Consider the following 25809-nt stretch of genomic DNA (forward strand, 5'->3'; position numbering starts at 1 on the left):
AAAAGCCAAAATGTAATTGCAATCGTGATTGAGTGACTTTCCTGATTATGTAGTGACAAGAGAAAGTCCTTAGACTGAAGCTTAGTCTAAGGGCTTATTAGATTAGGGGATTAAGTATTGCGATTATTATATAGTCAATTTGGTTTAAGAAAAATGATTTTAAACAACACTTGCAAGATGCCGGATAGAACGGCTTCCTTACTTATTACAACCGATGCGCCGGCATTTACACAAGCTTATTTTGAACCGACATTACTATAAAAGATGATCAATTTTACTAAACAACGCTTGCAATATGTCGGATAGAGCAGTTGTCTTGCTTCGATCAACCGATGCGCCGGCATTTCAATAAGCTTATTTTGAACCGATATTACTATATCTTATTACCTTGTTTTACAAATTCTCTTTTACACTCAATACTTTCCATGTGGAGTAGAGATACTGCACCATTGACCAAAGGGTTAAAACGGTAGCTATCAGCATAAAGATTAGCCCCACTTCATAAAGCGGGATACCCAATAACTTCTCACCATAGAGTAGAAGGGTAATAGCCGCCATTTGAAAGGTCGTTTTCCATTTACCAATCCAAGAGACGGCGACAACACCGCGCTCACCCATACTTGCCATCCATTCCCGTAGGGCAGAAATGGTGATTTCTCGGCTGATAATAATCATTACCGATAAGGTCAAATACCATTTGTGAGGATCATTATCGACAATGGCGATAAGTGCCACAGCCACAAGGAGCTTATCGGCAACGGGGTCTAAAAATGCCCCAAAACTCGAAGTTTGATTCCACTTTCGAGCAAGATAGCCATCTAACCAATCGGTTGCGGCGGCAGCCATAAAGAGAATAGCTAGCACCAGATGCTTATGAGGTGTAGGGAAAAAGTAACAGAGAATAAACACCGGGATCGCAACTACGCGTGCCCAAGTGATAAGGCTTGGAAGATTCATACTTTTGTCAACTCCTCAAGGTTTTTGTAAGCGCCGTCGATTATTGTAGCAAAATTTTCCACACTCTGAAAGGGCTGATAAAATCCCTACTTTCAGAAAATAATTGTGATAAAATACAGCTCTTTTAAATTGCGTTCTTGGAGAGAGATATATGCTTAGAATAATGGAGAAAGGTTTAACTTTTGATGATGTATTATTAGTCCCTGATTACTCTGAAGTGCTTCCGCGAGATGTGTCACTCAAGACGCAATTGACTCAGAAAATATCGTTAAACATTCCTCTTCTTTCAGCTGCGATGGATACTGTAACTGAGAGTAAAATGGCGATTGCTTTAGCACAATTAGGCGGCATTGGTATTATCCATAAGAACTTAACGCCGGCAGAGCAAGCGCGTCAAGTACGTAAAGTAAAAAACTTTGAAAGCGGTGTATTAACAGATCCGATTACCGTTACCACTGATTGCACTTTAGAAGAGGTGCGCAATATTATGCGTCACCGCAATATTTCAAGTGTGCCGGTTTTAACACTTGATAAAAAGGTTGCCGGCATTATCACGACCCGCGACTTACGATTCCAAACGGATCTATCTTTAAATATTACAGAGGCGATGACGAACCGTGATCGCCTTATTACTATCCACGAGGGCGCGACCAAAGAAGAGATTATCGAAAAACTCCGTGCTAATCGTCTTGAGCGTCTAGTGGTTGTGAATGACAATAATGAACTACGTGGCTTAATTACAGTTAAAGATCTCTCATTAACGGATACGCATCCTAATGCGGTGACTGATGATCAAGATCGTCTAATCTGTGGAGCGGCTGTGGGTGCAGGTGCCGGAACAGAAGAACGTATTGAACAATTAGTGGATGTAGGTGTTGATTTGATTATTGTGGATACTGCACACGGTCATTCAAAAGGTGTGATTGATCGTGTTCGTTGGGTGAAGCAGACTTATCCTGATCTACAAGTAATCAGCGGTAACATTGCAACAGGCGAAGCAGCGAAAGCATTATTAGCAGCGGGAACAGATGGTGTGAAAGTCGGGATTGGTCCTGGTTCTATCTGTACAACTCGTATTGTGGCCGGTATTGGTTTCCCACAAATTAGTGCTATTGCTAACGTAGCTGAAGCGCTTCGTGGTACAGGTGTTCCTGTGATTGCCGATGGGGGTATTCGTTATTCAGGTGATATGGCGAAAGCATTAGCCGCAGGCGCAAACTCGATTATGGTCGGTTCAATTTTAGCAGGTACTGATGAATCACCCGGTGAAATTGAATTCTATCAAGGTCGTGCTTACAAATCATACCGCGGTATGGGGTCTATCGGTGCGATGAATGCCGGTTCTTCAGATCGTTATTTCCAAGAAGGTTCAAGTGCGGATAAGCTGGTACCAGAAGGAATCGAAGGACGCGTTGCTTATAAAGGTTCAGTAGCCCCTATCGTACATCAATTAATGGGCGGTATCCGCGCAGGAATGGGGTATGTGGGTTGTGGCACAATTGCTGAAATGAACACTAAACCACGCTTTGTAGAGATCACAAGTGCCGGTATGAGTGAATCACACGTACACGATGTGACTATTACTAAAGAAGCACCTAACTATTCACGTTAATCGCATTAGCTGAATATAAGGTTTCGTAATAAAAATCCATTTAAACATCTCGGGAGTTCTACTCTCGAGATTTTTGTTTTTTGATTTGAGATAAATCTGTTTTAAATAAAAGCTAATTCTCGGCGGGAGAGAACGCTTGCAAGTCCAGATCAATCTCGCGCCCGCGTGAGAGGCTCAAAGTTTCTTCAATTGAGTAAAACAATATTAATGTCTCGGAATAACAAAGGTGTAATATTAATCTTCCGGCATTGATAAATGCCCCAACTGCCGGCGCGGGATTATTATCAAAGCGGGATCATTCGCCCCGGCGATGCGGATAATTGTCTTAGTGATTTTTAATCAAGGCTAATTCCCGGCGGGAGAGAACGCTTGCAAGTCCAGATTAATCTTGCGCCCGCATGAGAGGCTTAAAGTTTCTTTAATTGAGTAAAACAATATTCATCTTCCGGCATTGATAAATGCCCCAACTGCCGGCGCGGGATTATTATCAAAGCGGGATCATTCGCCCCGGCGATGCGGATAATTGTCTTAGTGATTTTTAATCAAGGCTAATTCCTGGCGGGAGAGAACGCTTGCAAGTCCAGATCAATCTTGCGCCCGCATGAGATATGCTCGCAGTTTCTCAGATATTGTAAAAGATACTTATTCTTTGAAGTGGATAGAGTATGTACCTGCCTAAGTTAGGCTTTTATGATATATTGACGAACATTGTAATGACGTAGGTAATATTTTTTTATGCAATGGTGTTTGATTCAGATTATTATAGAGAGATTGCGCTATTAATCGGTCAAAATCCAAGATAGATAGACATTACCAACATTTAAGACATACGAATAGCATTCGTATAGGCTTTTAAAGTAAGAATAAATAAGGTTAGAGGGGTGGTACACCACTAAACTCTAAATCAATGTTTAACCATTATTGAAAGTAGAAATTTATAATGACAAAAGAGACTGTAGTGAACGATCACGATCAAACTGAAAATCATCTTATTACAGAGCGCCGTGAGAAACTTGCGAAGATTCGTGAAGAGCGGTCGGTGGCTTTCCCTAATCATTTCCGTAAAGATACACACGCTAAAGCGCTTCATAAAGAGATGGAAGGCCTTGATCGTGATGCGTTGAAAGAGAAGGGTAAGATCGTCAAGATGGCCGGTCGTATCGTTGCTAAACGTCTTTTTGGTAAAGGTGGATTTATTAGTCTACGGGATCAAACCGGTGATATCCAAGTATTTGTGAATACTGGTCTTATTGGCGCAGATGCCTTTGCAGATTTCACGACTTGGGATGTGGGTGATATTATCGGTGTGGAAGGTGAAGTTTCTCGCTCTGATAAAGGGGAATTAACCGTTCGCGCGAACCAACTGATTCTGTTAACCAAATCACTTCGCCCGTTGCCGGATAAATTCCACGGTTTAACAGATGTAGAAGCGCGTTATCGTCAACGTTATCTCGATCTGATTACCAATATGGAATCAAGAGAGACTTTCCGTAAACGGAATCTCATCGTTCGTACAATTCGAAGTTTTATGGATGCCCGCGGTTTTGAAGAGGTGGAAACACCGATGATGCATTCAATTCCCGGCGGTGCGAATGCAAAACCTTTTATTACACATCATAATGCGCTTGATATGGAGTTCTACTTACGTATTGCGCCAGAGCTCTACCTCAAACGTCTGATCGTAGGTGGAATGGAGCGGGTATATGAGATTAACCGTAACTTCCGTAATGAAGGGGTTTCAACCCGCCATAACCCAGAATTTACGATGATGGAATGGTATTGGGCCTTTGCCGATTATCAAGATATGATGGATATGACCGATGCGATGATGAAAGAGATCGCTCTTCGCGTGAATGAGGGTTCAACCAAAGTTCAATATCAAGATTATGAGATCGATTTCGCAATTCCTGCGGCGCGTATGACGGTACAAGAATCGATTCTTAAATATTGTGATGTGGCAAAAGATTACGACCTCAATACTCGTGAGGGTGTTGCTGCGCTCGCAGATCATCTACATATCAAATATGATAAAGAGAATGATTGTTGGGGCAAAATCTTAATGGAGATCTTTGATGATCAAGTCGAAGAAAAGCTCTTACAACCCACCTTTATTACAGGTTATCCCTTAGCGGTATCGCCATTAGCGCGTCAAAATGATGAGAATCCATTAATTACCGATCGCTTTGAATACTTCATCGGTGGTCGAGAAGTCGGGAATGGTTATTCGGAGTTAAACGATGCTGAAGATCAGCATCAACGCTTTATGACACAAGTTGAAGATAAAGATGCCGGCGATGATGAAGCAATGCATTATGATAAAGACTTCGTGACCGCTCTTGAATTCGGTATGCCACCAACAGCGGGTGAAGGTATCGGGATAGATCGTCTTGTGATGATCTTCACTAATGCGCCGTCAATTCGGGATGTACTCTTATTCCCACATATGCGTGTACGCAATAGTTAAGCGCTCATAATCTCTTTTTGTAGAGCTAGTAAGATTATAGAGACAATAGACTATAAACTCGAAGTACTAGGAACAGTATTTCGAGTTTTTTATTGTGAGTGACTAAGACAATGTATCGCATCGTCGGGGGAATGATCCCGTTTTAATCATAATCGTGCGCTGGCAGTTGTGGCATTTCCCTATGACGGAAGATTAATATTGCATATCTGTTATTGCGAGGAATTAATAGAGTTTTATCAACTGTGAAGCACTTTGAGAGCCTCAACCGCGGGCGCGAGATTGATCTGGATTTGCAAGCGTTCTCTCCCGCCGGGAATCAGCTTTGATTAGGAATAATAAGACAATGTATCGCATCGACGGGGAGAATGATCCCGCTTTAATCATAATCGTGCGCCGGCTATTAAAGCGTTTCTTCAATACCAGAAGATTACTATTACACATCTGTTATTGCGAGGAATTAATAGAGTTTTATCAACTGGGAAGCACTTTGAGCAACTTAACTGCGGGCGCGAGATTGATCTGGATTTGCAAGCGTTCTCTCCCGCCGGGAATCAGCTTTGATTAGGAATAATAAGACAATGTATCGCATCGCCGGGGCGAATGATCCCGCTTTAATCACAATCGTGCGCCGGCAGTTGTGGCATTTCCCTATGACGGAAGATTACTATTACACATCTGTTATTGCGAGGGATTAATATGGTTTTATCAACTGTGAAGCACTTTGAGAGCCTCAACCGCGGGCGCGAGATTGATCTGGATTTGCAAGCATTCTCCCCCGCGGGGAATTAGCTTTGATTAAGAGTAATCAAGCGCATTATCTGCCATTAAATGAGGCATTGAGGAGATAGCTTTTTCCTAAGCGGGGCGCGTATTCTCTGATACGTTCCATTTCAGAGGGGACTTGAACGACTTGTTGCACCATATTGACGACACATTGATCGAGTGCATCATTGCCACTACTGCGGTAAACGCCCACTCGTAATGGGGATTCAAAGATCATTACAGCCACTGTAATAGGGAAGTTCTTTCCTTTAATATAGCGCTCATAACACTCATTAGAAGCAAGTGAGATATTATATTCCTGCCGGCGAAGTTGATTCGTAGCCGCATTGAGAATATTAGTGCTCATTGCTCGGGCTTTTGTCTCCTCTTTCTGTTTCGCTTCTTGCTCTAAGATTGCCTCATCAATAGGAGGATCGATAAAGGTTGCGATCAATGTGACAGGTTGATCATTGGTAAATTGAGCCTCTTTATCGATGATTGCTTCTTCAGGAGAGGCTTCTGCTTCGGCAATCTCTTCTTCGACAACTTCTGGTTGCTCAGGTTCGGCAGGGTTATATTTTTGCAAATACTCAAAAAACTCAGGAGAGTAGTAGGTGGGCGTTTCTTCATCAGCCGGCGCATCTTTCCACTCTTTATCTAAAAACGGCGTATCGGCTAACAGCGCTACGGCATTCTCGACCATTTTTTGGTAAGGATCTTCCTCTGTCGTAATGGTTCGGCGATATTCCCCCTCTTTGCGAGGTGGGAGAATATTATCACGAATCATATTGGCGCTTTCGGTCAGATTTTGTCGATAACTCGGTGCTTGAGGTTCTGATTCTTCTTCTGTTTCAGCAGGCTCTTCGCCACTCTCTTCAGAGGTTTCTTCCGCTTCCTCTTGATCATCAGAATCTTCATTTTCTGCTATCTCTTCAGAATCTTCCTCTTCTATTGCCTCAGGTGATGCTTCTGTCATTTCTTCGTCGGTTTCATCACTAGGCTGATCTTCACTCGCTTCTTCCGGAAGAGTACTGTCCATTTCTAAAGTCTTATCGATAGGCTCTTCTATCGACTCTTCCACTGCTTGTGTTTCCTCAAACTGTGCCGGGAGAAAGCTCACTTGAATGGTTTCAGCTTCAGTGAGATAAGTATCGACACGTGTTTTCTCATCTTTTAAGAGCAGATAGCCGATACCGCCGTGTAGTAGCAACACGAGCAGCAGTGCAATAAGGTAAGGGCGATAGCTTTTAAACATAGTTGTGATGGATGACCGAAATGTAGAAGAATAAGTGTCGAGCGCAATGTAGTGAAAAGTAACTAAATGTTTTATTTCAATAAAGTGATTATTTTACGATACTTTTGCCTTTTCGATAAGATATATCAGCGGGGGATGATTCTGTTGATTGATAAATTGCTCTTGTAAGACGTGAAATTGCCGTTGATCTAATTGCGAGAGATATTTCTCTAAATGATATTTTTCAACCTTTCCCGCAGGATGACCGGGATAGAGAGCAATCAGCATTGTGCCATTCGGGGCTAATAATTGTAATCCCACTTTAATGCTCTCTAAGGTTGTATGAGCTTGTGTGGTAATCGTTTTATCCCCTTTGGGCAGATAGCCGAGATTATAGATAATAAAATTAATGGGCTCGGTAATATAGCGTGCAAATTGTGTATGGCTATCGCAGATCAGGGTTATTTCGGGGCGATCTTCTTGTGGGCGGTTAAAAATCGGTTGCAGACGATCCCGACTACGCTCGACCGCTTCTTGTTGAATATCAAAAGCATAAATAGCACCTTTAGGGCCTAGTCGTTCGATAATTTTTTCAGTATCAAAACCATTGCCGAGTGTTGCATCAATGACTCGAGAAGTAGGCGTAATTAATGCGTGTAAATGACGCTCAATAATCGGGTGAATGGCATTGAGATAGCGATAACGAGCCATAAAAATCCTTTTAATAAACGAGAGAAAGGGTATAATAATCAAATTAATCTTATTGAGGGAGTATAATACCTGAGTTGAATGAAGATCATTCTATGATTTTGTTAGGAAGATCTTATATGATAACCACATTTTGTTAAATTCCAAATTAAAAATGGAGAGAAAAACGATGCGTAAATTAAGAATCACTGATCTACAAAAAATGAAAGATCAAGGTGAGAAAATTACGATGTTAACTTGTTACGATGCGACTTTTACTAAAGAGATGAATCGAGCAGGGATTGATACAATTTTAATCGGTGATTCGCTAGGAATGGTGGTACAGGGACACGCTTCGACATTGCCGGTCACATTAGATGAGATGGTTTATCATACTGAAAATGTGGTTCGTGCTAATGAGCGCGCGTTTATCGTGGCAGATCTTCCATTTGGTACCTATGAAGCTTCTAAACGAGAAGCATTTCACGCTGCCTCTGAATTGATGAAAGCCGGTGCGGAAATGGTTAAAATCGAGGGCGGTGTAGAGGTTGCAGTGATTACCGCATTTCTGACAGAGCGAGGGATTCCGGTTTGTGCGCATATTGGTTTAAGACCGCAAGCGGTGAATATTATGGGCGGTTATAAGGTTCAAGGCCGGGAGTTGCAGATGGCCGCACAGCTTATCGAAGAAGCAAGAGCGCATCAAAATGCGGGAGCGCAACTATTGGTTGTAGAATGTGTGCCGGCTGAAGTGGGTGAGGCATTAGCAACAGCGCTCTGTATTCCGGTGATAGGCATTGGTGCCGGTAATATGACCGATGGGCAAGTATTAGTGATGCACGATATGCTTGGATTGAGTAGCGAAGTGACACCGAAGTTTGTCAAAAACTTCTTAGCCGTGGCTATTGAAGCCGGTAATGGCTCTATTCACGGGGCTTTTAGCCAATATATTCGTGAAGTAAAATCAGGGGCTTTCCCAGATGAAGTTCACAGTTTTTCATAAATAATAGGTTTAAACGATTTTAAATTGCTTTCAACGACTTCAAACGATATTACCTCGTTAACGATTGTATGAAGCGTAGGAAAGAACAGAAAAGATTCAAAAATTAAAAAATAAAAAGACTCAAAAAGATCTAAAGAGAGTAAAGCACTATGGAAATTTTACGGAGTATTGAAGCGGTACGGGAATGGCGACAAAAGCAAGCCACAGTGGCTTTTGTTCCGACAATGGGGAATCTGCACGCAGGCCATATTTCACTTGTGCAAGAAGCGAAGAAGCATTCAGAGAATGTGATCGTTTCGATTTTTGTGAATCCCTTACAATTTGGTCCGGGGGAAGATTTAGAGAGTTATCCTCGTACATTAGCAGAAGATCAAGCAAAATTGGAAGCAGAGGGGGTTTCTGCACTTTTCTTACCGACAGAATCGATGCTCTATGATGATGAGCCTTTCTTAGTGGTACCGCCTAAATCATTGATTCAAGATCTTTGTGGTAAAAGCCGTCCGGGTCATTTTGAGGGCGTAGCGACAGTGGTGAGTAAGTTTTTCAATATTGTCGAACCCACTTATGCTTGCTTTGGTCGCAAGGATTATCAGCAATTAAAAGTGATTGAAGCGATGGTGAAAGCGCTCAATTTTAATATTCAGATTATTCCCGTTGCGATTGAGCGGGAAGCTTCAGGCTTAGCATTATCAAGTCGCAATGGCTATCTAACCGAAGCAGAGAAGCGCGAAGCGGTAAAGCTCTCGCAGACATTACAAACGATGGCACAAGAGATCAAAGAGACAGCTCAAGCAGATCGTATTAGCGGAATCTACTATCGAGATTTAGAGAAGAGAATGTCTGCAAAACTCAATGGCGCAGGCTTTGAGGTGGATTATCTAACGATTCGCACTCAAGATCGACTTGAGGAAGCACAAGAGAATGACCGAGAATTAGTGATCTTAGCCGCTGCTAAATTGGGTAAACCAAGATTATTGGATAACCTAGAGGTTTCATTGCCTTAATTGATGATTCTCAGTAATTGAAATATCACTCTGCAAGGAGATTATAATATCCGTGCCTTATTGATTTTTATAGCAAAATCGATAAGGCGTTTTTTGTGGCTTTTTGATTCGATCTTTGCAAAATGGATCTCTGAAATATTCGCTATAGAGTTTTCTATAGCAAGATAACCTAATGAACTATAGTAAATTTGGTTTAAGAAAAATGGCTTTTAAGCAGCTATTATGGGGTTTTAAAAGAACATAAAAGTGTACTAAACAACACTTGCAAGATGCCGGATAGAATAGCTTCCTTACTTGTTACAACTGATGCGCCGGCATTTAAATAAGCTTATTTTGAACCGACATTACTATATCTCTGAAATATTCGATATAGAGTTTTCTACAGCAAGGTAACCTAATGAATTAATAATAGATTATCAGTCCCTGATTCTTGCTATGGATTTTCATTTTTTGGGTAAATAATTGATTTTTTGTTTGCGTTCATCGTTAATTTGTAATACTGTACTATCTCAGTAGTACAAAAAAGAATAATGACCAAGGAAAGGATCGAGGAATATGAAAAATCAGCGCTTGAAAATAGCCATTCAGAAATCAGGGCGTTTAAGTGATGCATCATTAGCACTACTCGCGCAGAGTGGGTTAAAAATCAATGTGACTAAAGATAAATTAATCGCTCACGTTGAAAATATGCCGATTGATATTCTACGAGTGCGGGATGACGATATTCCGGGATTAGTCTTTGATGGTGTGGTGGATTTAGGCGTTGTCGGACAAAATGTTCTAGAAGAGACAGCACTCGGGCGAAAGACTTCTATTGATTCGCTCTATAAAGTCTTACAGATTCTACCCTTTGGTGGTTGCCGGCTTTCATTAGCAGTCCCTCAAAATTGGCAATATCAAGGTGTTGCCGATTTTACTGATATGCGGATTGCCACTTCATTTCCGAATCTTTTAGCCCGCTATTTGAAAGAACAGGGGATTCGTTTTAAAAGCTCACTTTTGACCGGTTCTGTGGAAGTAGCACCTCGGGCAGGATTAGCCGATGCGATCTGTGATTTAGTCTCTTCGGGCGCAACTTTAGAGGCCAATGGTCTTAAAGAGGTGGAAGTGATCTTTCAATCAAAAGCGTGTTTAATTCAAACAACTACACCTTTAGACTCAGAGAAACAAGCTCTCATTAATAAGATAATGCCTCGTATTCAGAGTGTTATTCAAGCCGAAGAGTCGAAATATATTATGCTGCACGCGCCGAAAGATCGGTTAGATGAGATTACCGCACTACTACCGGGCGCTGAAAATCCTACTATTTTACCGCTTGCGACCGATGCCTCTCGTGTGGCGATTCACGTTGTGAGTAGTGAAACGCTCTTTTGGGAGACGATGGAGGCGCTCAAAGGGAAAGGGGCAAGCTCTATTCTCGTATTACCAATTGAGAAGATGATGGCTTGAGATTCAGTGCCGGAATAGAGTATAGGGAAGAGGGAACAGGGAATAGGGAACACGCTTGTAGAGTGATGGAATAGAAGTATAAAACAGTTCGGCAAAGAATGAGGTAAGGATCGTGAAAGGTGAGATGGATTGTCTGATTTGGCAAGATTTAAGTGAAGAGGAACGGCGGGAAGCGTTAGAGCGTCCGGCACAGAAAGCCGGTGAGAATATTCAACAAATTGTGGCCGAAATTGGCAAGGAGATTGCCGGGAAAGGGGATCAAGCGATTTTGGCGCTCACTGAGCGATTTGATGGTGTACGATTATCCCAACTCTTAGTCAGCGAGGCTCAAATTTCAGAGGCTGAAGCAAGGCTCGGTCCCGATTTTAAAGAGGCCATTGAGCAAGCGTATCAAAATATTGAGCGCTTTCATCTAGCACAACAAGTGAATGATATTGTGGTGGAGACAATGCCGGGAATTACCTGTGAAGTCACCACAAGGGCGATCGATTCTGTGGGGCTCTATATTCCGGGTGGTTCAGCACCGCTTTTCTCAACCGTGATGATGTTAGCGATTCCGGCGCAGATTGCCGGTTGCCGGGAGATTGTACTTGCATCGCCCCCGCCGATTGCCGATGAGATTCTCTATACTGCAAAGCGCTGTGGCGTGACAAAAATTTATCAGATGGGTGGTGCGCAGGCAATTTTTGCCTTGGGATTAGGTACGGAGTCTATCCCTAAAGTCGATAAGATATTTGGGCCGGGAAATAGCTTTGTTACAGAAGCGAAGAAGCAGGTGAGTATGATGGCCGGTGGCGCGTCTATTGATATGCCGGCAGGTCCGTCAGAGGTGTTAGTGATTGCCGATCAAGAAGCTAATCCCGATTTTGTCGCCTCAGATCTTCTATCCCAAGCAGAGCACGGCGCGGATTCACAAGTGATTTTAGTTACGCCGGATGAGGCCTTGATTCCGCGCGTAATGGAAGCGATCAAAGTCCAATTACAACAGCTCTCGAGAGCTGAAACGGCGCAGAAATCCCTGTCGCAAAGTCGCGCGATTATTGTGTCCGATTTAAGCGAAGCGGTTACGGTGAGTAATGCTTATGCGCCCGAACATCTGATTATTCAGACAGCAAATCCACGAGCCTTATTACCGGCTATTCGTCACGCAGGTTCCGTATTTTTAGGCGCGTATTCCCCTGAATCGATGGGCGATTATGCCTCGGGCACGAATCACGTATTACCCACTTATGGGTATGCTAAGACCTACTCAAGTTTGGGATTGGCCGATTTTAGCAAGCGAATGACAGTGCAGACCTTAACTCAAAAAGGTTTTGAAGCGCTCGGACCTACGGTGGCACTGTTAGCGGAGAGAGAACAACTCGATGCCCATAAATTAGCAGTGGCAGTTCGACTACAAGCGTTAGCAGATGCCGGGAATAATCCGTCCAATTAGATAGTTAATCTAATGGGATAAACCATACCAAACAAATCATACCAAACAAATCAATCACATCAGCAAGATCAAGAATTATAGAATAACAATCATTATAGAAATAATATGAGATTGAAAAGTCTTAAGAAGGGGGAGTAATGGAGCGGGTAAGTGAGAACCAAAATGAGAAGAAAGAAGCTGATAAAAGGGATAATAACAAAGATGCTCAAAATCAGGCGAACATTGACACACTTGCTCGGCGCAGTATCTTGAACAGTGAACCTTATATCACAGCACCGAGAGTGTCGGGCGCAATCTATCTAGATGCCAATGAGAATCCTTATGGTCGGCGTTACTCTCTAACCTTAGAGGCTAATCGCTATCCGGAACCGCAACCTACAACACTCATCAATCGTTATGCAAAATTCTTACAAGTTGATCCGAGTGAGATATTGGTCACATTAGGGGGAGATACCGGGATTGATCTTTTGATTAAAGCTTTTTGTGAGCCGGGGCAAGATCGATTGCTCTACTGTCCCCCCACTTTTGGAATGTATCAGGTGACCTGTGATCTCTACGGCGTTGAGACGGTAGCTGTTCCTTTGCAAGATGATTTTTCTTTGGATTTACCGGCAATTTTAACGGCGCTTTCAGATCAGAAAATCAAAATGCTCTTCCTCTGTAGCCCTAATAATCCTACGGCTAATAAGATGAATGCGCAGGAGATGATACAAATTTTAGAAAAGGCACGAGATCGCGCGATTGTAGTGGTGGATGAAGCTTATATTGAATTGAGTGAAGCAGAATCGTTTACCCCAAAATTGAAAGATTATCCGCACTTAGCGATCATTAGAACGCTCTCTAAAGCCTTTGGTTTAGCGGGGATTCGTTGTGGTTTTGTGGTGGCAAATCAGCCTGTAATTGCACTACTTCGCCGGGTAATGAGTCCTTATCCGATTCCGGTGCCGGTCATTGCGATGGCGGAGATGGCTCTCAGCGATGAGGGTATTGCGCAAATGCAACAAGATCGAGCTACTATTTTAGCGAATAAAAAAGTGCTCATCGAAGCATTATCCGCCTGTAATGAAGTGATCAGAGTCTACCCAAGTGATACTAACTTTATCTTAGTGCAATTACGAGATGTAACGAAAGCGATCAATGCTTTAACTGATCAGGGAATCTTTGTACGGCAACAATCCTCAGCGCAATTGAATCAGTGTGTTCGAATTTCGGTGGGGTTACCTGAAGAGAATGAGGCGTTAGTAGCGGTATTAGCCGGCTTGTCATAGAGCCTGATCGGCAATCGCTAGAATCAGTTTAACGAGGATGGTTATTAGAATGGCTACTAGAGTCGATTGACCTAGAATTGATTCAATCAGAATCGGATTGCTCAAAATCGATTAATCAGAATCAGATTAAAAAATAGAATGATAGAAATGGAATAGACAATGCAAAAAATACTCTTTATTGACCGAGATGGCACATTGATTACCGAACCGCCGGAAGATTTCCAAGTGGATAGTTTGGAGAAATTGATGTTCGAACCCAATGTGATTCCTGCGCTATTACAGCTACAGAAAGCGGGTTATCGTTTGGTTATGGTCTCGAATCAGGATGGGCTTGGAACGGATAGTTTCCCTAAGGCTGATTTTGAGAAACCACATCAGCAAATGCTGGCACTATTTGCCTCACAAGGAATTATATTTGATGATGTATTGATCTGTCCTCATCTACCAACTGATCAGTGTGAATGCCGTAAGCCTCAAACGGGGCTCGTGAATGAATATTTAACGCCGGGGCGGATCGATCGGGCGCAAAGCTTTGTGATTGGCGATCGAGAAACAGATCTACAACTAGCGGACAATATGGGCATTACCGGCATTCGTTATAATCCGGAGAAGCTCAATTGGCCTCTCATCGTTGAACGGTTAAGCAATCAAGTGATCATTCCAGATAATCGTGTGGCGCGTAGCGCATTAGTGACTCGTAATACGAAAGAGACAGAGATTACTATTGAGCTCTTTCTCGATGAAACAGGGGCAAGTACGATCAGTACCGGCATTCCCTTTTTTGATCATATGTTAGATCAAATCGCTACCCACGGGGGATTTAAAATGGTGGTTGATGTCCAAGGAGATCTTGAGATTGATGATCATCATACCGTGGAGGATACGGGGCTTGCATTGGGAGAAGCGCTTAAAATGGCGTTAGGCGATAAGCGTGGGATTGCTCGATTTGGCTTTGTTCTGCCGATGGATGAGTGTCGAGCTTTTTGTACGCTTGATCTTTCGGGCAGACCATATTTAGATTTTTCGGCCACTTTTAATCGAGAGATGATTGGTACCTTTAGCACAGAGATGACCGGCCACTTCTTCCGCTCACTCAGCTATGCGCTCGGTTGTACGCTTCATTTGAGTGCAGAGGGAGAGAATACTCACCATAAGGTGGAGTCGCTCTTTAAAGTCTTCGGCCGGACATTGCGCCAAGCCATCCGGATTGAGGGCGATCAATTACCGAGTTCAAAGGGAGTATTATAAATGGAGATTATACCGGCAATTGACCTGATTGATGGCCAAGTTGTGCGCCTTGCTCAAGGAGATTATGCAAGGCAGACTACCTTTGATTATTCCCCCATTGCGCAGTTACAACATTATGAGAGTGAGGGGGCTTCTTATCTACATCTTGTGGATTTAGATGGGGCAAAAGATCCGGCACGCCGGCAATTATCCGTTATTGCCGACATTGTTCGATCGGTCAGTACACCGATTCAAGTGGGCGGTGGTATTCGAACAGAAGCGGATATCGAAAATCTACTCAATATCGGCATTCAGCGTGTCGTGGTGGGGTCAAAAGCGGTTACCGATCCCGATATTGTGGTGGCTTGGTTTGAGCGATTTGGCGCAGATAAAATCGTATTGGCGCTCGATCTTGTAGTGGAGAATGGTGCAAAACGAATTGCGATTCACGGCTGGCAATCGTTAAGTGATTTAACTTTAGAAGCTGTGATTGAACAGTACCAACCGTATGGATTGTGCCACGTCTTATCGACAGATATCACTCGAGATGGGATGTTAACCGGTTCAAATGTAGCGCTTTATCAGGAGATTTGTCAGCAATATCCCAATATTGCATTTCAAGCTTCTGGCGGGATTGGTACTTTGATGGATATTAAAGCGCTCAAAACAACAGGCGTTGCCGGCATTATTGTGGGTAGGGCACTATTAGAAGAAAAATTTACCGCCAAGGAGGCAATATTATGCGCGCGAAAATAATCGCTTGTTTAGATGTAAAAGATAAAATCGTTGTTAAAGGCACGAAATTTCGGGAGCACGAAATTATGGGAGATGCGCTTGCTTTAGCGAAACGTTATTCAGAAGCAGGCACAGATGAGTTAGTCATTTATGATATTACCGCCTCTTCTAAAGGAGAGACTGTTGATCCTGAATGGATTCAATCTATTAAAGCGGTGATTGATGTACCGCTTTGTGTCGCCGGTGGTATTGCTTCGATTGAATCGGCGGAGAAGCTTTTTGCAAGTGGTGCAGATAAAATTTCCCTCAATTCGCCGGCGCTTGCAAGTCCTGATTTAGTGGATCAATTAATTGCCCGTTTTGGCGCTGATAAAATTGTGGTAGGTATCGATTCTTACTTTGATGATGTGCGGAATGATTATTTCGTCTATACCTTAACTGGTGATGAAGCGACAACTCAAGAGACAAAATGGCGCACTTTAGATTGGGTCAAAGCCCTTAAGGAGAAAGGAGTTAAAGAGATTGTTGTGAATATGATGAACCAAGATGGAGTGCGTGATGGTTATGATATTCCCCAATTACAGAAAATCCGAGCGATCTACGATGGTGCTTTAGTCGCTTCCGGGGGCGCTGGGGCATTACCACACTTTTTAGAAGCCTATCAAGAAGCCCAAGTAGATGGTACTTTGAGCGCCTCAGCTTTCCACAAAGGCATTGTCGATATTGCCGAGCTGAAAGAATATCTTGCCAAAGCAGGATTAGAAGTAGCCGGTTATTAATCGATCAATGAATTTTCCTACTGCGGGTGCGTGATCTGTCTGGATTAGCAACCATTCTATCCCGCTGTGGATGAGCTGTAAGAAGAATTTAATAACGAAATAATGATGAGAGATAAAGAGGAAGCATAAAATGGGCGTGCAATTGAAAAGTAATAATGGATATCAACCTGTAGCTGATCCTACCACAATGATTGAAGCAATGAAGATCGACTGGGATAAAGTGGATCACTTATTGCCGGTGATTATTCAGGATTATCAGAGTGCTGAAGTATTGATGCTCGGCTATATGAATGAAGAAGCTTTGGCGCAAACATTCAAAAGTGGCAAAGTGACTTTTTTCTCTAGAACCAAATCTCGTCTTTGGACAAAAGGGGAGAGCTCGGGGAATTTCTTAATGTTGGTGGATTATGCGATGGATTGTGATCAGGATACTTTATTACTGTTGGTCAATCCTGTGGGTGAAACTTGCCATTTAGGAACGGTCAGCTGTTTTGAATCGGTTTCACAACAAGCGCTTTGGCCCTTTTTCGCCCGTTTAGAGCAGTTGATTGAAGCTCGTAAACAAGATGATCCGGAAAGCTCTTATACCGCTTCTCTCTACGCTTCTGGTACTAAACGCATTGCGCAAAAAGTTGGGGAAGAGGGTGTTGAAGTGGCATTAGCCGGCACAGTTAATGATCGAGAAGAATTGACAAATGAGATGGCAGATCTCCTCTATCACGCAACAGTGCTCCTTCGCGATCAATCTCTTAGTTGGGCTGATGTGTTACAGGTTTTACAAGCGCGTCATCAGCAGTAATTGACAGCTATCCTCTGATTATTGCTTCATTATTTCAGATCAAAAGCACTCATTACGAGTGCTTTTTGTGTAATTAGCATTTAACGCTTTTGACCGTTGAAAGCGATAATCTGCCAGAGAGTGATCGTAAGCGTGGCTCAAAATAAGCATTATTGAAATGCCGGTGCATCTCTTTTTAAAATTCCATACTCACTGCTTCAAACTCTTTTTTTAACTAGATCTACTCTATTTGTATTCATTTGCAAATAATCCTTTATGATAGCCTCATTGAATAATCGTGATTGAAGATTATAGTCAGATCGGTTCAAAATAAGTTGTTTCAAATGCCGGCGCATCAGCTGATCGAGGTAAGAAAACTGTTCTATCCGGCATCTTGCAACTGTTGGTGAGTCAGGTTTTATCTTCTGTTAAAGCCTCACAACAATAGCTGTTAAAACCATTTTTCTTCAACCCAATGAACTATAACACCCTAAGAAACAGATTCTAAGGATCACAATCTAAGAAGAGAAGCGATGAGACAAGCGGTAGGATATCTTATTTTATTAGCCATTATATTTGGGCTATGGAGTGTAGCTTTCATATTGGGGCAGAAAGGAGAGATAGGGGGCTTTGGGGTTGCCTTTGGAATGGGTGCGGTTTTTGCGCTTCTTCTCATTGCTCTGATTGTTTATCAGGTTTTACAGCATCGTAAAAAGCGTTTGATATTACGGGATTTTGTCTTAATTGAGAGCCGATTAGATCGGGTCGAGAGTAATGATGGTCGCTATTTTGTGGTGCATACTGTTTGGACCGATCCTGAAACAGATGTGAAATACTATTTTAAAAGCGATTATGTGGAATATGATCCTACGGAATTTCTGCTTAAAAGGGCGATCCCGGTGAAAATTAGCCGGCGCAATTATAAACTCTATCTTGTTGATCTCTCATTTTTACCCAAGTTGGCATAGAGATAAGGAATGGTTTTTAGGTGATAAGTAAGATTGAAAACAGACTTTTCAATATTCATATACTATACTACTGGTATCTAAGTAAAAGATGAATGATTGTAAAAATGCCATTTAGAATTAACGGAGGAAATGACGATGCTATATGAACGAAAAGGCTTTATGCAAGCTGTTGCGAGTATATTTATCCAAAAATCTAATACTTATGATTATCAAAAAATTGCGCAAAAAGGATTTAAAGAAGCCTCTTTTGAAGATATGAAGACAGTTTCTTCTGATTTTAAGCGGGCTATACAAAATTTTATAGCAGAAAATGATATTGATGTAGAGATGAATAAATATCAAAAATAACAATATTACTGTGTGATAGTTATTATGAAATCAGATAATAAAAAATATTCTCAATCAAGTGAAAATAGTGAAATTTCAGAATCCTTGATGCAAGAGCTTAAAAAGCAGGGTGCTTTAGATGATGAAATGCTCAAAGTGCTTAATGAAAATCCCGATGCTATTAGAGCTATTCAAGTTGCCATTCAACATCGACAAGAGAATTATGATAGCCCTTTTCCTCATCCAGACCATTTAGAACGATTCAATAAATTATATCCCAATGCAGCTGAGACGGTTTTTAAGGAGTTTGAAAAACAAGGAGCTCATAGAAGAGAGATGGAATCGATTATTGTTGATCGAGGGACAAAATTTGATTCAAATGCGCAAAAATATGGTTTTTATACATCAATCATATTAGTGGGTGCAGCATTATTTGGAATGTATATGGGATGGGATGTACTTTCATACGGAATATTGGGATTTGGTGTTGCTCCGATTGTGAGTAGTTATTTTGGTAAGATTTCTAAAAGAAAAAGATCGGAATAGCATTCTTCTCCAATTTAAAATGCTCCTAATAGGTATATCAATATACTATTTAAATATCTACAAAATAGAGTTCTCAAATGCCGAAACAAGCGTGGTTTACCTTAATTTTCTTTGCAGTGATATTCGCAATTTTTGGATTGCCACTCACGATTTTTGGCATTCGAGATCAGGCGCTTTATCTGACTTTAATAGGCTTAAGTATACTCGTGATACCGGTTTTAATGATCGGGATTCCTCTACGTCAATATGCGATTAAAAAGCGGGTAAAAGCGAGAGGGACGCTTATCAAAGCGCGATTTTTAAAGGTGAGAATGGCGGAGTATTCGATCAATAATTATCGGCCTTATATTATCTTGAGCCAATGGTATGATCCGGTTGCCAATCTTGTATATCGCTTTAAAAGTGAAGCCGTTCCTTTCGATCCAAGCCCTTATATTCCCAAGGGGGATTCTATTCCTGTATGGATTGATCCTCAAAATCCGAAACATTATGCGGTCGATCTGACGCAGATTCCACGATTAGCTGGGCGTTTAAAACTCAAACAATGACAGGCTCATATCTCTCAACGAAATATACGAATATTATTTCAAATATTGTTTCAAATCTTGTTGGATATCAGGATAATGGCTGTTTATTGCAATTTACATCAAATTTGATCTCCCCTATAATCGCTAAAAATGATCACATTTACTTGTTATTATTTGTGGTAACTGGTAGGTCAATTTATTGTTTTACTGTTGTATTGATCATTCATTTCAATGAGTTGATTGCTATCTATCAATTTATTCAATAGAGGAAAAATTTATGCATATTACTGCTGAGATTCAAGAAGCTGTTACATTTATTCAAAGCAAATGTGATCAAAAACCCACAATCGGCATTATTTTAGGCTCAGGTTTAGGCCCTTTTGCTGATACATTAGAGAACGCTACACGAATCTCTTATAATGAGATTCCGCATTTTGCAAGATCAGAAGCGGTAGGGCACGCAAATGAATTAGTGATAGGGGAGATTGCCGGTAAAGTCGTTGTAGCGATGAAGGGGCGGTTTCACTATTATGAGGGTTATTCCTTAGATCAAGTGACATTTCCTGTGCGTGTGATGAAGATGCTCGGCATTGAAAAATTGATTATTACCAATGCTTGTGGTGCTGTAAATACTAACTTTAAGCCTGGTGATTTAATGCTCATTACCGATCATATTAATTTAACTGGTAATAATCCATTAATGGGGCCGAATAATGCTGAATTAGGTGTTCGCTTTTTAGATGTCAGCGAAGTGTACAGTAAAAAACTGCGGGGCGTTGTGGCCGGCGTTGCCGAGAAGATGGGTATTACATTACAAAATGGCGTTTACGCTTGGTGGTCCGGCCCGACTTATGAAACGCCGGCAGAAGTGCGGATGATTCGCACATTAGGGGCAGATGCGGTGGGGATGTCAACGGTGCCGGAGGCGATTATTGCTCGTCATTCAGGGATTGAGACAGTCGGTATCTCTTGTTTAACCAATATGGCGTGTGGCATTTTAGATCAACCGCTAGGTCACGAAGAAGTGATCGAAACTGCGGAGCTGGTTAAAGAGACCTTCTTAAAACTCGTAACAGAATCGATTGCCCAATTCTAATCATCTAAAGGAATAGAGACAATGAATGTAATGAGTATTCAAAATCGCCTGCGGGTAATGCTCTTTTTGCAATATTTTATTTGGGGCTGTTGGCTGACTACTTTGGGAAGCTATCTTATCAATACGCTTGATATGAATGGCGCACAAGTGGGAGATATCTTCAGTTCAAAAGGATTAGCTTCCCTCATTATGCCGGTTATTGTCGGAATTATTGCTGATAAATATCTCTCCTCAAAATATGTCTATATGCTCTGTCATTTAGTCAGTGCTGGCGCACTCTTTTATGCATCCATTGTGACCGATTTTAATCCACTCTATTGGATGATGTTTATCAGCTTATTTGCTTATATGCCAACGTTGTCGCTCTCTAATGCGATCAGTTATTACTGTCTTTCACAGCATAATCTCGATGCGGCGGTGACATTCCCAAAACTTCGGATCTTTGGGACAATCGGTTTTATTGTGGCAATGTGGATGATCAGCCTTTCAGGCTTTGAAGTGAGTCATTGGCAATTAATGATTGCCGGCATTGCTTCCGTAATCTTAGTTGTTTATTCATTGACCTTACCCTACATTCCTAAGGCAAAACAGAAAATGAATCGCTCTTTAAGTGCAATATTGGGCTTAGATGCATTTGTGCTCTTTAAAAAACCAATTATGGCGGTCTTTTTCCTTTTTGCGATGCTATTAGGGGCAGTGCTACAAATTACCAATATCTTCGGTAATCCATTCTTACGGGACTTTGCCCACTATCCTGAATTTGCCGATAGCTTTGTGGTGCAATATCCGTCGATCTTACTCTCAATTTCTCAGATTGCTGAAGTGGTCTTTATCTTGGCGATTCCTTTTGCACTGAAACGCTTTGGGATTAAAAATGTAATGCTGATCAGTATGTTCGCTTGGGTATTACGCTTTGGACTCTTTGCTTATGGTGATCCGTCTCCGATTGGCTTCTGGTTCCTACTTCTTTCGATGATTGTCTATGGTTGTGCCTTTGATTTCTTCAATATCTCAGGTTCAATCTTTATTGAAAAAGAGGTGAATGCCGATATTCGAGCAAGTGCGCAAGGGCTCTTTATGATGATGGTTAATGGGGTTGGCTCATATTTAGGCTCAAAACTGAGTGGCTATGTGGTCGATTACTATACGATCGATGGGCTACGGGATTGGCATTCAATCTGGCTCGTCTTCGCCGGCTATGCGTTGATTCTCGCAATTGTATTCTATTTTACCTTTAATTATAAGCAAGATAGAAGCGCAGAGGCGACCGCATAGAGTAATCGCAATGTCGCTTAATCATCAGTTGCGCTATGAACCGTCATCTTGTAGAGGATGGCGGTTATTTTATAGTCAGATCGGTTCAAAATAAATTGATTCAAATGCCGGCGCATCGACTGTGAAAAACAAGGAAGCTGTTCTATCCGGCATCTTGCAAGTGTTGTTTAGTGCGGTTTTATGTTCTTTTAAAATCCCGCAGTAGCGGTTTAAAAACCATTTTTCTTAAACCAAATTTACTATATATGACTGAAGAGCGAAGTCACTGCATAGATCGATATAGATCAAAGTTGGTTATTATATCGCTCTCTTTTAGGGAATATATTTATCATTATTTTTAATTATTCGATATCATTAACGGCTTATCATTTTCAATGAAAGTTCTAAAATGACCATTAATGAATAATCAAAAAGGATTTTATCAAAAATGAAAGACAAGTTTATAGGTGGCTTACTCGTCTTTATTGGCGCAGCGAGCTTTGGGATTCTCTCTTCCATTGTAAAGACAGCTTATGATGCCGGTTATACCTTAGGGCAGATTACATCGGTACAGAGTTTTTTGGGGATGGCGATTTTATGGATTCTCTATCTCATTACCAAAGTTATTATGAGCACTGTTCATCATAACGCGTATCACAATGATAAAGGGGCACATAATAAGGCAGAGCGTTCAAAACGTGATCATTATCTAACAGTCATTGCTTCAGGGATCTTCCCGGGATTGGTGGGGATTCTCTACTATCAGAGCGTGCAATTAATTCCGGCCTCCATTGCGATTATTTTATTAATGCAATATCTCTGGATCAGTGTATTGATTGACTTTATTTTCTTTAAACATCGCCCGAGCTTGATTCAAGTTGTGGCGGTGATTCTCATTATTGCCGGTAGTATTGTGGCAGCAGGTGTACTGAATGAATCGATCTCGTTTAATCTTAAAGGTTATCTCTACGGGCTAGCGGCCGCGTTCTCTTATTGCTTCTTTATTATTACGAGCAATCGGGTAGGGTTATCACTTCCTACTTTAGAGAAGAGTGCGTTGATGATTACCGGTGCCTTTATTGTTACGGCATTGATTTTCTTGCCGAGTTTCATTCAATATTTTGATCTACAGAACCCTAGTTTTACGAAGTACTTTAATGTTCTACAAGAGCCACTTTATCGCTATGGCTTGATTCTTGCGCTATTGGGGACAGTGATTCCACCTTTTCTCTTTGCAGTGGGCATTCCGAAAGTGGGAATCTCTATTAGTGCTATTTTATCAGCGGTAGAATTACCGGTGGCAATGCTCTCATCTTATTTCTACCTTGAAGAACAGATTAGCTTCCTACAATGGATGGGCGTTCTGGTGATTCTCTTTGCCATTGTGTTAGCAAATTTAAGATGGCGGAAAAAGGCGATCTAGTCAGTTTTGATTGATGTGCAAAGGCGATCAGATTACGATCAGCAACGTATCAAAACAAAAATTGAAACAAAAGATTGAAGACAAAATTTGAAAAATAAAATAGCAGAAACCCGATAGATGAAGGTCTATCGGGTTTATTGTGAAGTCTTTATAGAAAGCCTCTATAGAAGTCTCATAACGCGATCGAATGATTAATCGGTGAATGCGTGATTATAGCCGTGATTATAGCATCGGTTCGCCATATTCACCGGGCGTGAGTGAGAAGTAGCGTGCAATCGTTTGACCAATATCGGCAAAGGTTTTGCGATGGCCTAGAGAGCCGGGTTTCACTGTTGGTCCATAGAGCAATACCGGGATATGTTCCCGAGTATGATCAGTGCCCTCCCACGTTGGATCACAACCGTGATCCGCTGTAATAATAAGGATATCATCACCTGTGACGAGTTCCATTAATTCAGGTAGACGGCGATCAAACAGTTCAAGTGCTTCGCCATAACCCACCACATCCCGGCGATGCCCATAGGCAGAATCGAAATCGACAAAGTTGGTGAAGACAATCGTCTGATCGCCGGCCTTTTTCATCTCGGCAATGGTGGCATCAAATAATTCATTAATGCCGGTCGCTTTCACTTTTTGAGTGATGCCTACGTGGGCATAGATATCGGCAATTTTACCGATCGACACCACTTCCCCTTGTTTCTCTTCCACGAGCTTCTGTAATACGGTGGGTGCGGGGGGTTCCACTGCAAGATCGTGGCGATTACCGGTACGGGTAAAGTTACTTGCATCTGTTCCGATAAAAGGGCGGGCAATGACTCGACCGATATTGTAATCCCCTTTGTTGAGCTCATCTCGAGCGATTTCACAGAGCTCATAGAGGCGATCTAAACCAAAAGTCTCTTCGTGGCAAGCAATCTGGAAAACAGAATCAGCAGAAGTATAAAAAATCGGTTTGCCTGTTTTCATATGCTCTTCGCCGAGTTCTTCTAGAATCGCAGTTCCTGAAGCGTGGTAATTGCCGAGGTATCCCGGAAGATTCGCGCGTTCTACTAATTTATCTAATAGTGCTTGCGGAAAGGTATTCTCAAGATCACTAAAATAGCCCCAATCAAATAGCACCGGCACACCGGCAATTTCCCAATGACCTGACGGGGTATCTTTACCGGATGAGAGCTCACTTGCGTAAGCATAAGCACCAATAATCGGCGTATTGGGATCTAAACCCGCCGGAAATTCACCACAAGATTCTTCCGCGGCTTTACCTAATCCAAGGCTAGATAAATTCGGAATATTTAAGGGGCCTTTGCGTGTTTCATTATCTGCTTTCCCCTCGGCGAATGCTTTAGCGATATGACCTAAAGTATTCGCGCCTTCATCCCCAAATTTGTGCGCATCGTGCGCGGCACCAATCCCAAGGGAATCAAGTACCATAATATAAATTCGTTTCACTATTAAAACTCCTATAAAATCGGCTGATGCGATTAATAAACAGTCGGATCTGCGGTCACGCTTTGGCCATTTAATGTGGCTAATAAATTGCCAAGTAGGCTAGAAGCACCAAAGCGGAAATGACGGGCATCAAGCCATTGATCGCCCATAATTGTACGCGCTAGAGTGAGATATTCAGAGGCCTCTTCCGCAGTACGAACACCGCCCGCAGGTTTAAAGCCGACACTGTCACCGACATTTAGATCACGAATCACTTCAAGCATCAATTTCGCACTCTCAAGTGTGGCATTGACCGGGACTTTTCCGGTTGAGGTTTTGATAAAATCAGCACCAGCTTTGATGGCAATTTCAGAGGCTTTACGAATTAACGCAGGTTCTTTCAATTCCCCTGTTTCGATAATCACTTTTAATAGTGCACCTTTTGAGGCACAGGCTTCTTTGCACGCCTTGACCATTTCAAATCCAATGGTTTCATTGCCGGCCATAAGCGCTCTATAAGGGAAGACAACATCCACTTCATCTGCGCCATAAGCGAGCGCTGCATTGGTTTCAGCAAGGGCAATTTCAAGATCATCATTACCGTGAGGGAAGTTGGTGACCGTAGCAATGCGAATTTCCGGGGTTCCTTGCGCTCGTAAGGTTTTGCGGGCAAGGGGAATAAAGCGAGGATAGATACAGATCGCCGCGGTATTGCCGGCAGGGCTTTTTGCCTGTTGGCAGAGTGCGATGATTTTCTCATCGGTATCATCGTGGTTAAGCGTTGTTAAATCCATTAATGAGAGTGCTAAACGTGCATCATCCGTTACATTAGTCATATTGATCTCC

Annotated in this window: 23 protein-coding genes; 18 read left to right on the forward strand and 5 right to left on the reverse strand. The window is 42.0% G+C overall.

Annotation, left to right across the window (positions count from 1 at the left end; all coding sequences use genetic code 11):
* Positions 1–393 precede the first annotated feature (393 nt).
* Positions 394–957 (reverse strand): CDP-diacylglycerol--glycerol-3-phosphate 3-phosphatidyltransferase, encoded by a 564-nt coding sequence (pgsA, locus tag WMO13_RS03940; RefSeq protein ID WP_026878700.1) that lies wholly within the window; start codon positions 955–957, stop codon positions 394–396.
* Positions 958–1108: 151 nt separating this feature from the next.
* Here pgsA and guaB point away from each other — a divergent pair, with 151 nt between their 5' ends.
* Both guaB and lysS read left to right on the forward strand, forming a co-directional pair.
* Positions 1109–2569 carry an IMP dehydrogenase gene (gene guaB / locus WMO13_RS03945; protein WP_026878701.1) on the forward strand — a complete coding sequence of 487 codons (1461 nt, stop codon included), beginning with the start codon at positions 1109–1111 and terminating at the stop codon, positions 2567–2569.
* A 940-nt stretch (positions 2570–3509) separates the two neighbouring features.
* Positions 3510–5033: a lysine--tRNA ligase gene (gene lysS, locus WMO13_RS03950; RefSeq protein ID WP_026878702.1), complete on the forward strand. Its 1524-nt coding sequence runs from the start codon at positions 3510–3512 to the stop codon at positions 5031–5033.
* An 814-nt stretch (positions 5034–5847) separates the two neighbouring features.
* Here the strand turns inward: lysS and WMO13_RS03955 are convergent.
* Together WMO13_RS03955 and WMO13_RS03960 are read right to left on the reverse strand one after the other, a co-directional pair.
* Positions 5848–7050: a hypothetical protein gene (locus WMO13_RS03955; RefSeq protein WP_051396171.1), complete on the reverse strand. Its 1203-nt coding sequence runs from the start codon at positions 7048–7050 to the stop codon at positions 5848–5850.
* A gap of 93 nt (positions 7051–7143) precedes the next feature.
* Complete coding sequence (locus WMO13_RS03960; RefSeq protein ID WP_051396172.1) at positions 7144–7740, reverse strand: class I SAM-dependent methyltransferase; 597 nt, start codon at positions 7738–7740, stop codon at positions 7144–7146.
* A gap of 166 nt (positions 7741–7906) precedes the next feature.
* Here WMO13_RS03960 and panB point away from each other — a divergent pair, with 166 nt between their 5' ends.
* The 16 genes from panB to WMO13_RS04040 all read left to right on the forward strand — a co-directional run bounded on the left by panB (position 7907) and on the right by WMO13_RS04040 (position 23535).
* On the forward strand, positions 7907–8719 hold the full coding sequence (gene panB, locus WMO13_RS03965; protein ID WP_026878704.1) for a 3-methyl-2-oxobutanoate hydroxymethyltransferase: 813 nt from the start codon (positions 7907–7909) through the stop codon (positions 8717–8719).
* A gap of 149 nt (positions 8720–8868) precedes the next feature.
* A complete protein-coding gene (gene panC, locus WMO13_RS03970; RefSeq protein WP_026878705.1) occupies positions 8869–9723 on the forward strand; it encodes a pantoate--beta-alanine ligase in 855 nt (284 codons plus the stop codon).
* Positions 9724–10278: 555 nt separating this feature from the next.
* Positions 10279–11172, forward strand: coding sequence for an ATP phosphoribosyltransferase (gene hisG, locus WMO13_RS03975; RefSeq protein ID WP_026878706.1), 894 nt, complete (start codon positions 10279–10281; stop codon positions 11170–11172).
* A 124-nt stretch (positions 11173–11296) separates the two neighbouring features.
* Positions 11297–12607, forward strand: coding sequence for a histidinol dehydrogenase (gene hisD, locus WMO13_RS03980; protein ID WP_026878707.1), 1311 nt, complete (start codon positions 11297–11299; stop codon positions 12605–12607).
* A 137-nt stretch (positions 12608–12744) separates the two neighbouring features.
* Positions 12745–13875, forward strand: coding sequence for a histidinol-phosphate transaminase (gene hisC, locus WMO13_RS03985; RefSeq protein WP_084331464.1), 1131 nt, complete (start codon positions 12745–12747; stop codon positions 13873–13875).
* Positions 13876–14034: 159 nt separating this feature from the next.
* Positions 14035–15123, forward strand: coding sequence for a bifunctional histidinol-phosphatase/imidazoleglycerol-phosphate dehydratase HisB (gene hisB, locus WMO13_RS03990; RefSeq protein ID WP_026878709.1), 1089 nt, complete (start codon positions 14035–14037; stop codon positions 15121–15123).
* Positions 15124–15858: a 1-(5-phosphoribosyl)-5-[(5-phosphoribosylamino)methylideneamino]imidazole-4-carboxamide isomerase gene (hisA, locus tag WMO13_RS03995; RefSeq protein WP_026878710.1), complete on the forward strand. Its 735-nt coding sequence runs from the start codon at positions 15124–15126 to the stop codon at positions 15856–15858. It begins immediately after the preceding gene.
* Positions 15840–16616 carry an imidazole glycerol phosphate synthase subunit HisF gene (gene hisF / locus WMO13_RS04000; RefSeq protein WP_026878711.1) on the forward strand — a complete coding sequence of 259 codons (777 nt, stop codon included), beginning with the start codon at positions 15840–15842 and terminating at the stop codon, positions 16614–16616. Before hisA ends, hisF begins: the two co-directional genes overlap by 19 nt.
* A 199-nt stretch (positions 16617–16815) precedes the next feature.
* Positions 16816–17415 (forward strand): bifunctional phosphoribosyl-AMP cyclohydrolase/phosphoribosyl-ATP diphosphatase HisIE, encoded by a 600-nt coding sequence (gene hisIE / locus WMO13_RS04005; protein WP_026878712.1) that lies wholly within the window; start codon positions 16816–16818, stop codon positions 17413–17415.
* A 512-nt stretch (positions 17416–17927) separates the two neighbouring features.
* Entirely contained in the window at positions 17928–18362 is a 435-nt protein-coding gene (locus tag WMO13_RS04010; protein ID WP_034855523.1) for a hypothetical protein, read from the forward strand.
* Between the two features lie 135 nt (positions 18363–18497).
* Positions 18498–18710 carry a hypothetical protein gene (locus tag WMO13_RS04015; protein ID WP_026878713.1) on the forward strand — a complete coding sequence of 71 codons (213 nt, stop codon included), beginning with the start codon at positions 18498–18500 and terminating at the stop codon, positions 18708–18710.
* Between the two features lie 24 nt (positions 18711–18734).
* The gene (locus WMO13_RS04020; protein ID WP_026878714.1) at positions 18735–19235 is read left to right on the forward strand and encodes a DUF2335 domain-containing protein; all 501 of its coding nucleotides are present in this window, start codon (positions 18735–18737) and stop codon (positions 19233–19235) included.
* A gap of 77 nt (positions 19236–19312) precedes the next feature.
* Entirely contained in the window at positions 19313–19783 is a 471-nt protein-coding gene (locus WMO13_RS04025) for a hypothetical protein (RefSeq protein WP_026878715.1), read from the forward strand.
* Between the two features lie 256 nt (positions 19784–20039).
* On the forward strand, positions 20040–20858 hold the full coding sequence (locus tag WMO13_RS04030; RefSeq protein WP_026878716.1) for a purine-nucleoside phosphorylase: 819 nt from the start codon (positions 20040–20042) through the stop codon (positions 20856–20858).
* Positions 20859–20888: 30 nt separating this feature from the next.
* Complete coding sequence (locus WMO13_RS04035; protein ID WP_026878717.1) at positions 20889–22133, forward strand: nucleoside permease; 1245 nt, start codon at positions 20889–20891, stop codon at positions 22131–22133.
* A gap of 427 nt (positions 22134–22560) precedes the next feature.
* On the forward strand, positions 22561–23535 hold the full coding sequence (locus WMO13_RS04040; RefSeq protein WP_026878718.1) for an EamA family transporter: 975 nt from the start codon (positions 22561–22563) through the stop codon (positions 23533–23535).
* 222 nt (positions 23536–23757) lie between these two features.
* On the opposite strand, the gene deoB is transcribed toward WMO13_RS04040, so the two are convergent.
* Together deoB and deoC are read right to left on the reverse strand one after the other, a co-directional pair.
* Positions 23758–24984: a phosphopentomutase gene (gene deoB, locus WMO13_RS04045; RefSeq protein ID WP_026878719.1), complete on the reverse strand. Its 1227-nt coding sequence runs from the start codon at positions 24982–24984 to the stop codon at positions 23758–23760.
* 32 nt (positions 24985–25016) lie between these two features.
* Positions 25017–25799 carry a deoxyribose-phosphate aldolase gene (gene deoC, locus WMO13_RS04050; protein ID WP_026878720.1) on the reverse strand — a complete coding sequence of 261 codons (783 nt, stop codon included), beginning with the start codon at positions 25797–25799 and terminating at the stop codon, positions 25017–25019.
* Between the last annotated feature and the right edge of the window lie 10 nt (positions 25800–25809).

Source organism: Ignatzschineria larvae DSM 13226 (assembly GCF_038500265.1).
In the GTDB taxonomy this organism is placed as follows: domain Bacteria; phylum Pseudomonadota; class Gammaproteobacteria; order Cardiobacteriales; family Wohlfahrtiimonadaceae; genus Ignatzschineria; species Ignatzschineria larvae.

Excerpts from the sequence above, each read along its gene's own strand:
- pgsA (WP_026878700.1), bottom strand. The coding sequence starts at position 957 with ATGAATCTTCCAAGCCTTATCACTTGGGCACGCGTAGTTGCGATCCCG.
- guaB (WP_026878701.1), top strand. The coding sequence starts at position 1,109 with ATGCTTAGAATAATGGAGAAAGGTTTAACTTTTGATGATGTATTATTA.
- lysS (WP_026878702.1), top strand. The coding sequence starts at position 3,510 with ATGACAAAAGAGACTGTAGTGAACGATCACGATCAAACTGAAAATCAT.
- WMO13_RS03955 (WP_051396171.1), bottom strand. The coding sequence starts at position 7,050 with ATGTTTAAAAGCTATCGCCCTTACCTTATTGCACTGCTGCTCGTGTTG.
- WMO13_RS03960 (WP_051396172.1), bottom strand. The coding sequence starts at position 7,740 with ATGGCTCGTTATCGCTATCTCAATGCCATTCACCCGATTATTGAGCGT.
- panB (WP_026878704.1), top strand. The coding sequence starts at position 7,907 with ATGCGTAAATTAAGAATCACTGATCTACAAAAAATGAAAGATCAAGGT.
- panC (WP_026878705.1), top strand. The coding sequence starts at position 8,869 with ATGGAAATTTTACGGAGTATTGAAGCGGTACGGGAATGGCGACAAAAG.
- hisG (WP_026878706.1), top strand. The coding sequence starts at position 10,279 with ATGAAAAATCAGCGCTTGAAAATAGCCATTCAGAAATCAGGGCGTTTA.
- hisD (WP_026878707.1), top strand. The coding sequence starts at position 11,297 with ATGGATTGTCTGATTTGGCAAGATTTAAGTGAAGAGGAACGGCGGGAA.
- hisC (WP_084331464.1), top strand. The coding sequence starts at position 12,745 with ATGGAGCGGGTAAGTGAGAACCAAAATGAGAAGAAAGAAGCTGATAAA.
- hisB (WP_026878709.1), top strand. The coding sequence starts at position 14,035 with ATGCAAAAAATACTCTTTATTGACCGAGATGGCACATTGATTACCGAA.
- hisA (WP_026878710.1), top strand. The coding sequence starts at position 15,124 with ATGGAGATTATACCGGCAATTGACCTGATTGATGGCCAAGTTGTGCGC.
- hisIE (WP_026878712.1), top strand. The coding sequence starts at position 16,816 with ATGAAGATCGACTGGGATAAAGTGGATCACTTATTGCCGGTGATTATT.
- WMO13_RS04010 (WP_034855523.1), top strand. The coding sequence starts at position 17,928 with ATGAGACAAGCGGTAGGATATCTTATTTTATTAGCCATTATATTTGGG.
- WMO13_RS04015 (WP_026878713.1), top strand. The coding sequence starts at position 18,498 with ATGCTATATGAACGAAAAGGCTTTATGCAAGCTGTTGCGAGTATATTT.
- WMO13_RS04020 (WP_026878714.1), top strand. The coding sequence starts at position 18,735 with ATGAAATCAGATAATAAAAAATATTCTCAATCAAGTGAAAATAGTGAA.
- WMO13_RS04025 (WP_026878715.1), top strand. The coding sequence starts at position 19,313 with ATGCCGAAACAAGCGTGGTTTACCTTAATTTTCTTTGCAGTGATATTC.
- WMO13_RS04030 (WP_026878716.1), top strand. The coding sequence starts at position 20,040 with ATGCATATTACTGCTGAGATTCAAGAAGCTGTTACATTTATTCAAAGC.
- WMO13_RS04035 (WP_026878717.1), top strand. The coding sequence starts at position 20,889 with ATGAGTATTCAAAATCGCCTGCGGGTAATGCTCTTTTTGCAATATTTT.
- WMO13_RS04040 (WP_026878718.1), top strand. The coding sequence starts at position 22,561 with ATGAAAGACAAGTTTATAGGTGGCTTACTCGTCTTTATTGGCGCAGCG.
- deoC (WP_026878720.1), bottom strand. The coding sequence starts at position 25,799 with ATGACTAATGTAACGGATGATGCACGTTTAGCACTCTCATTAATGGAT.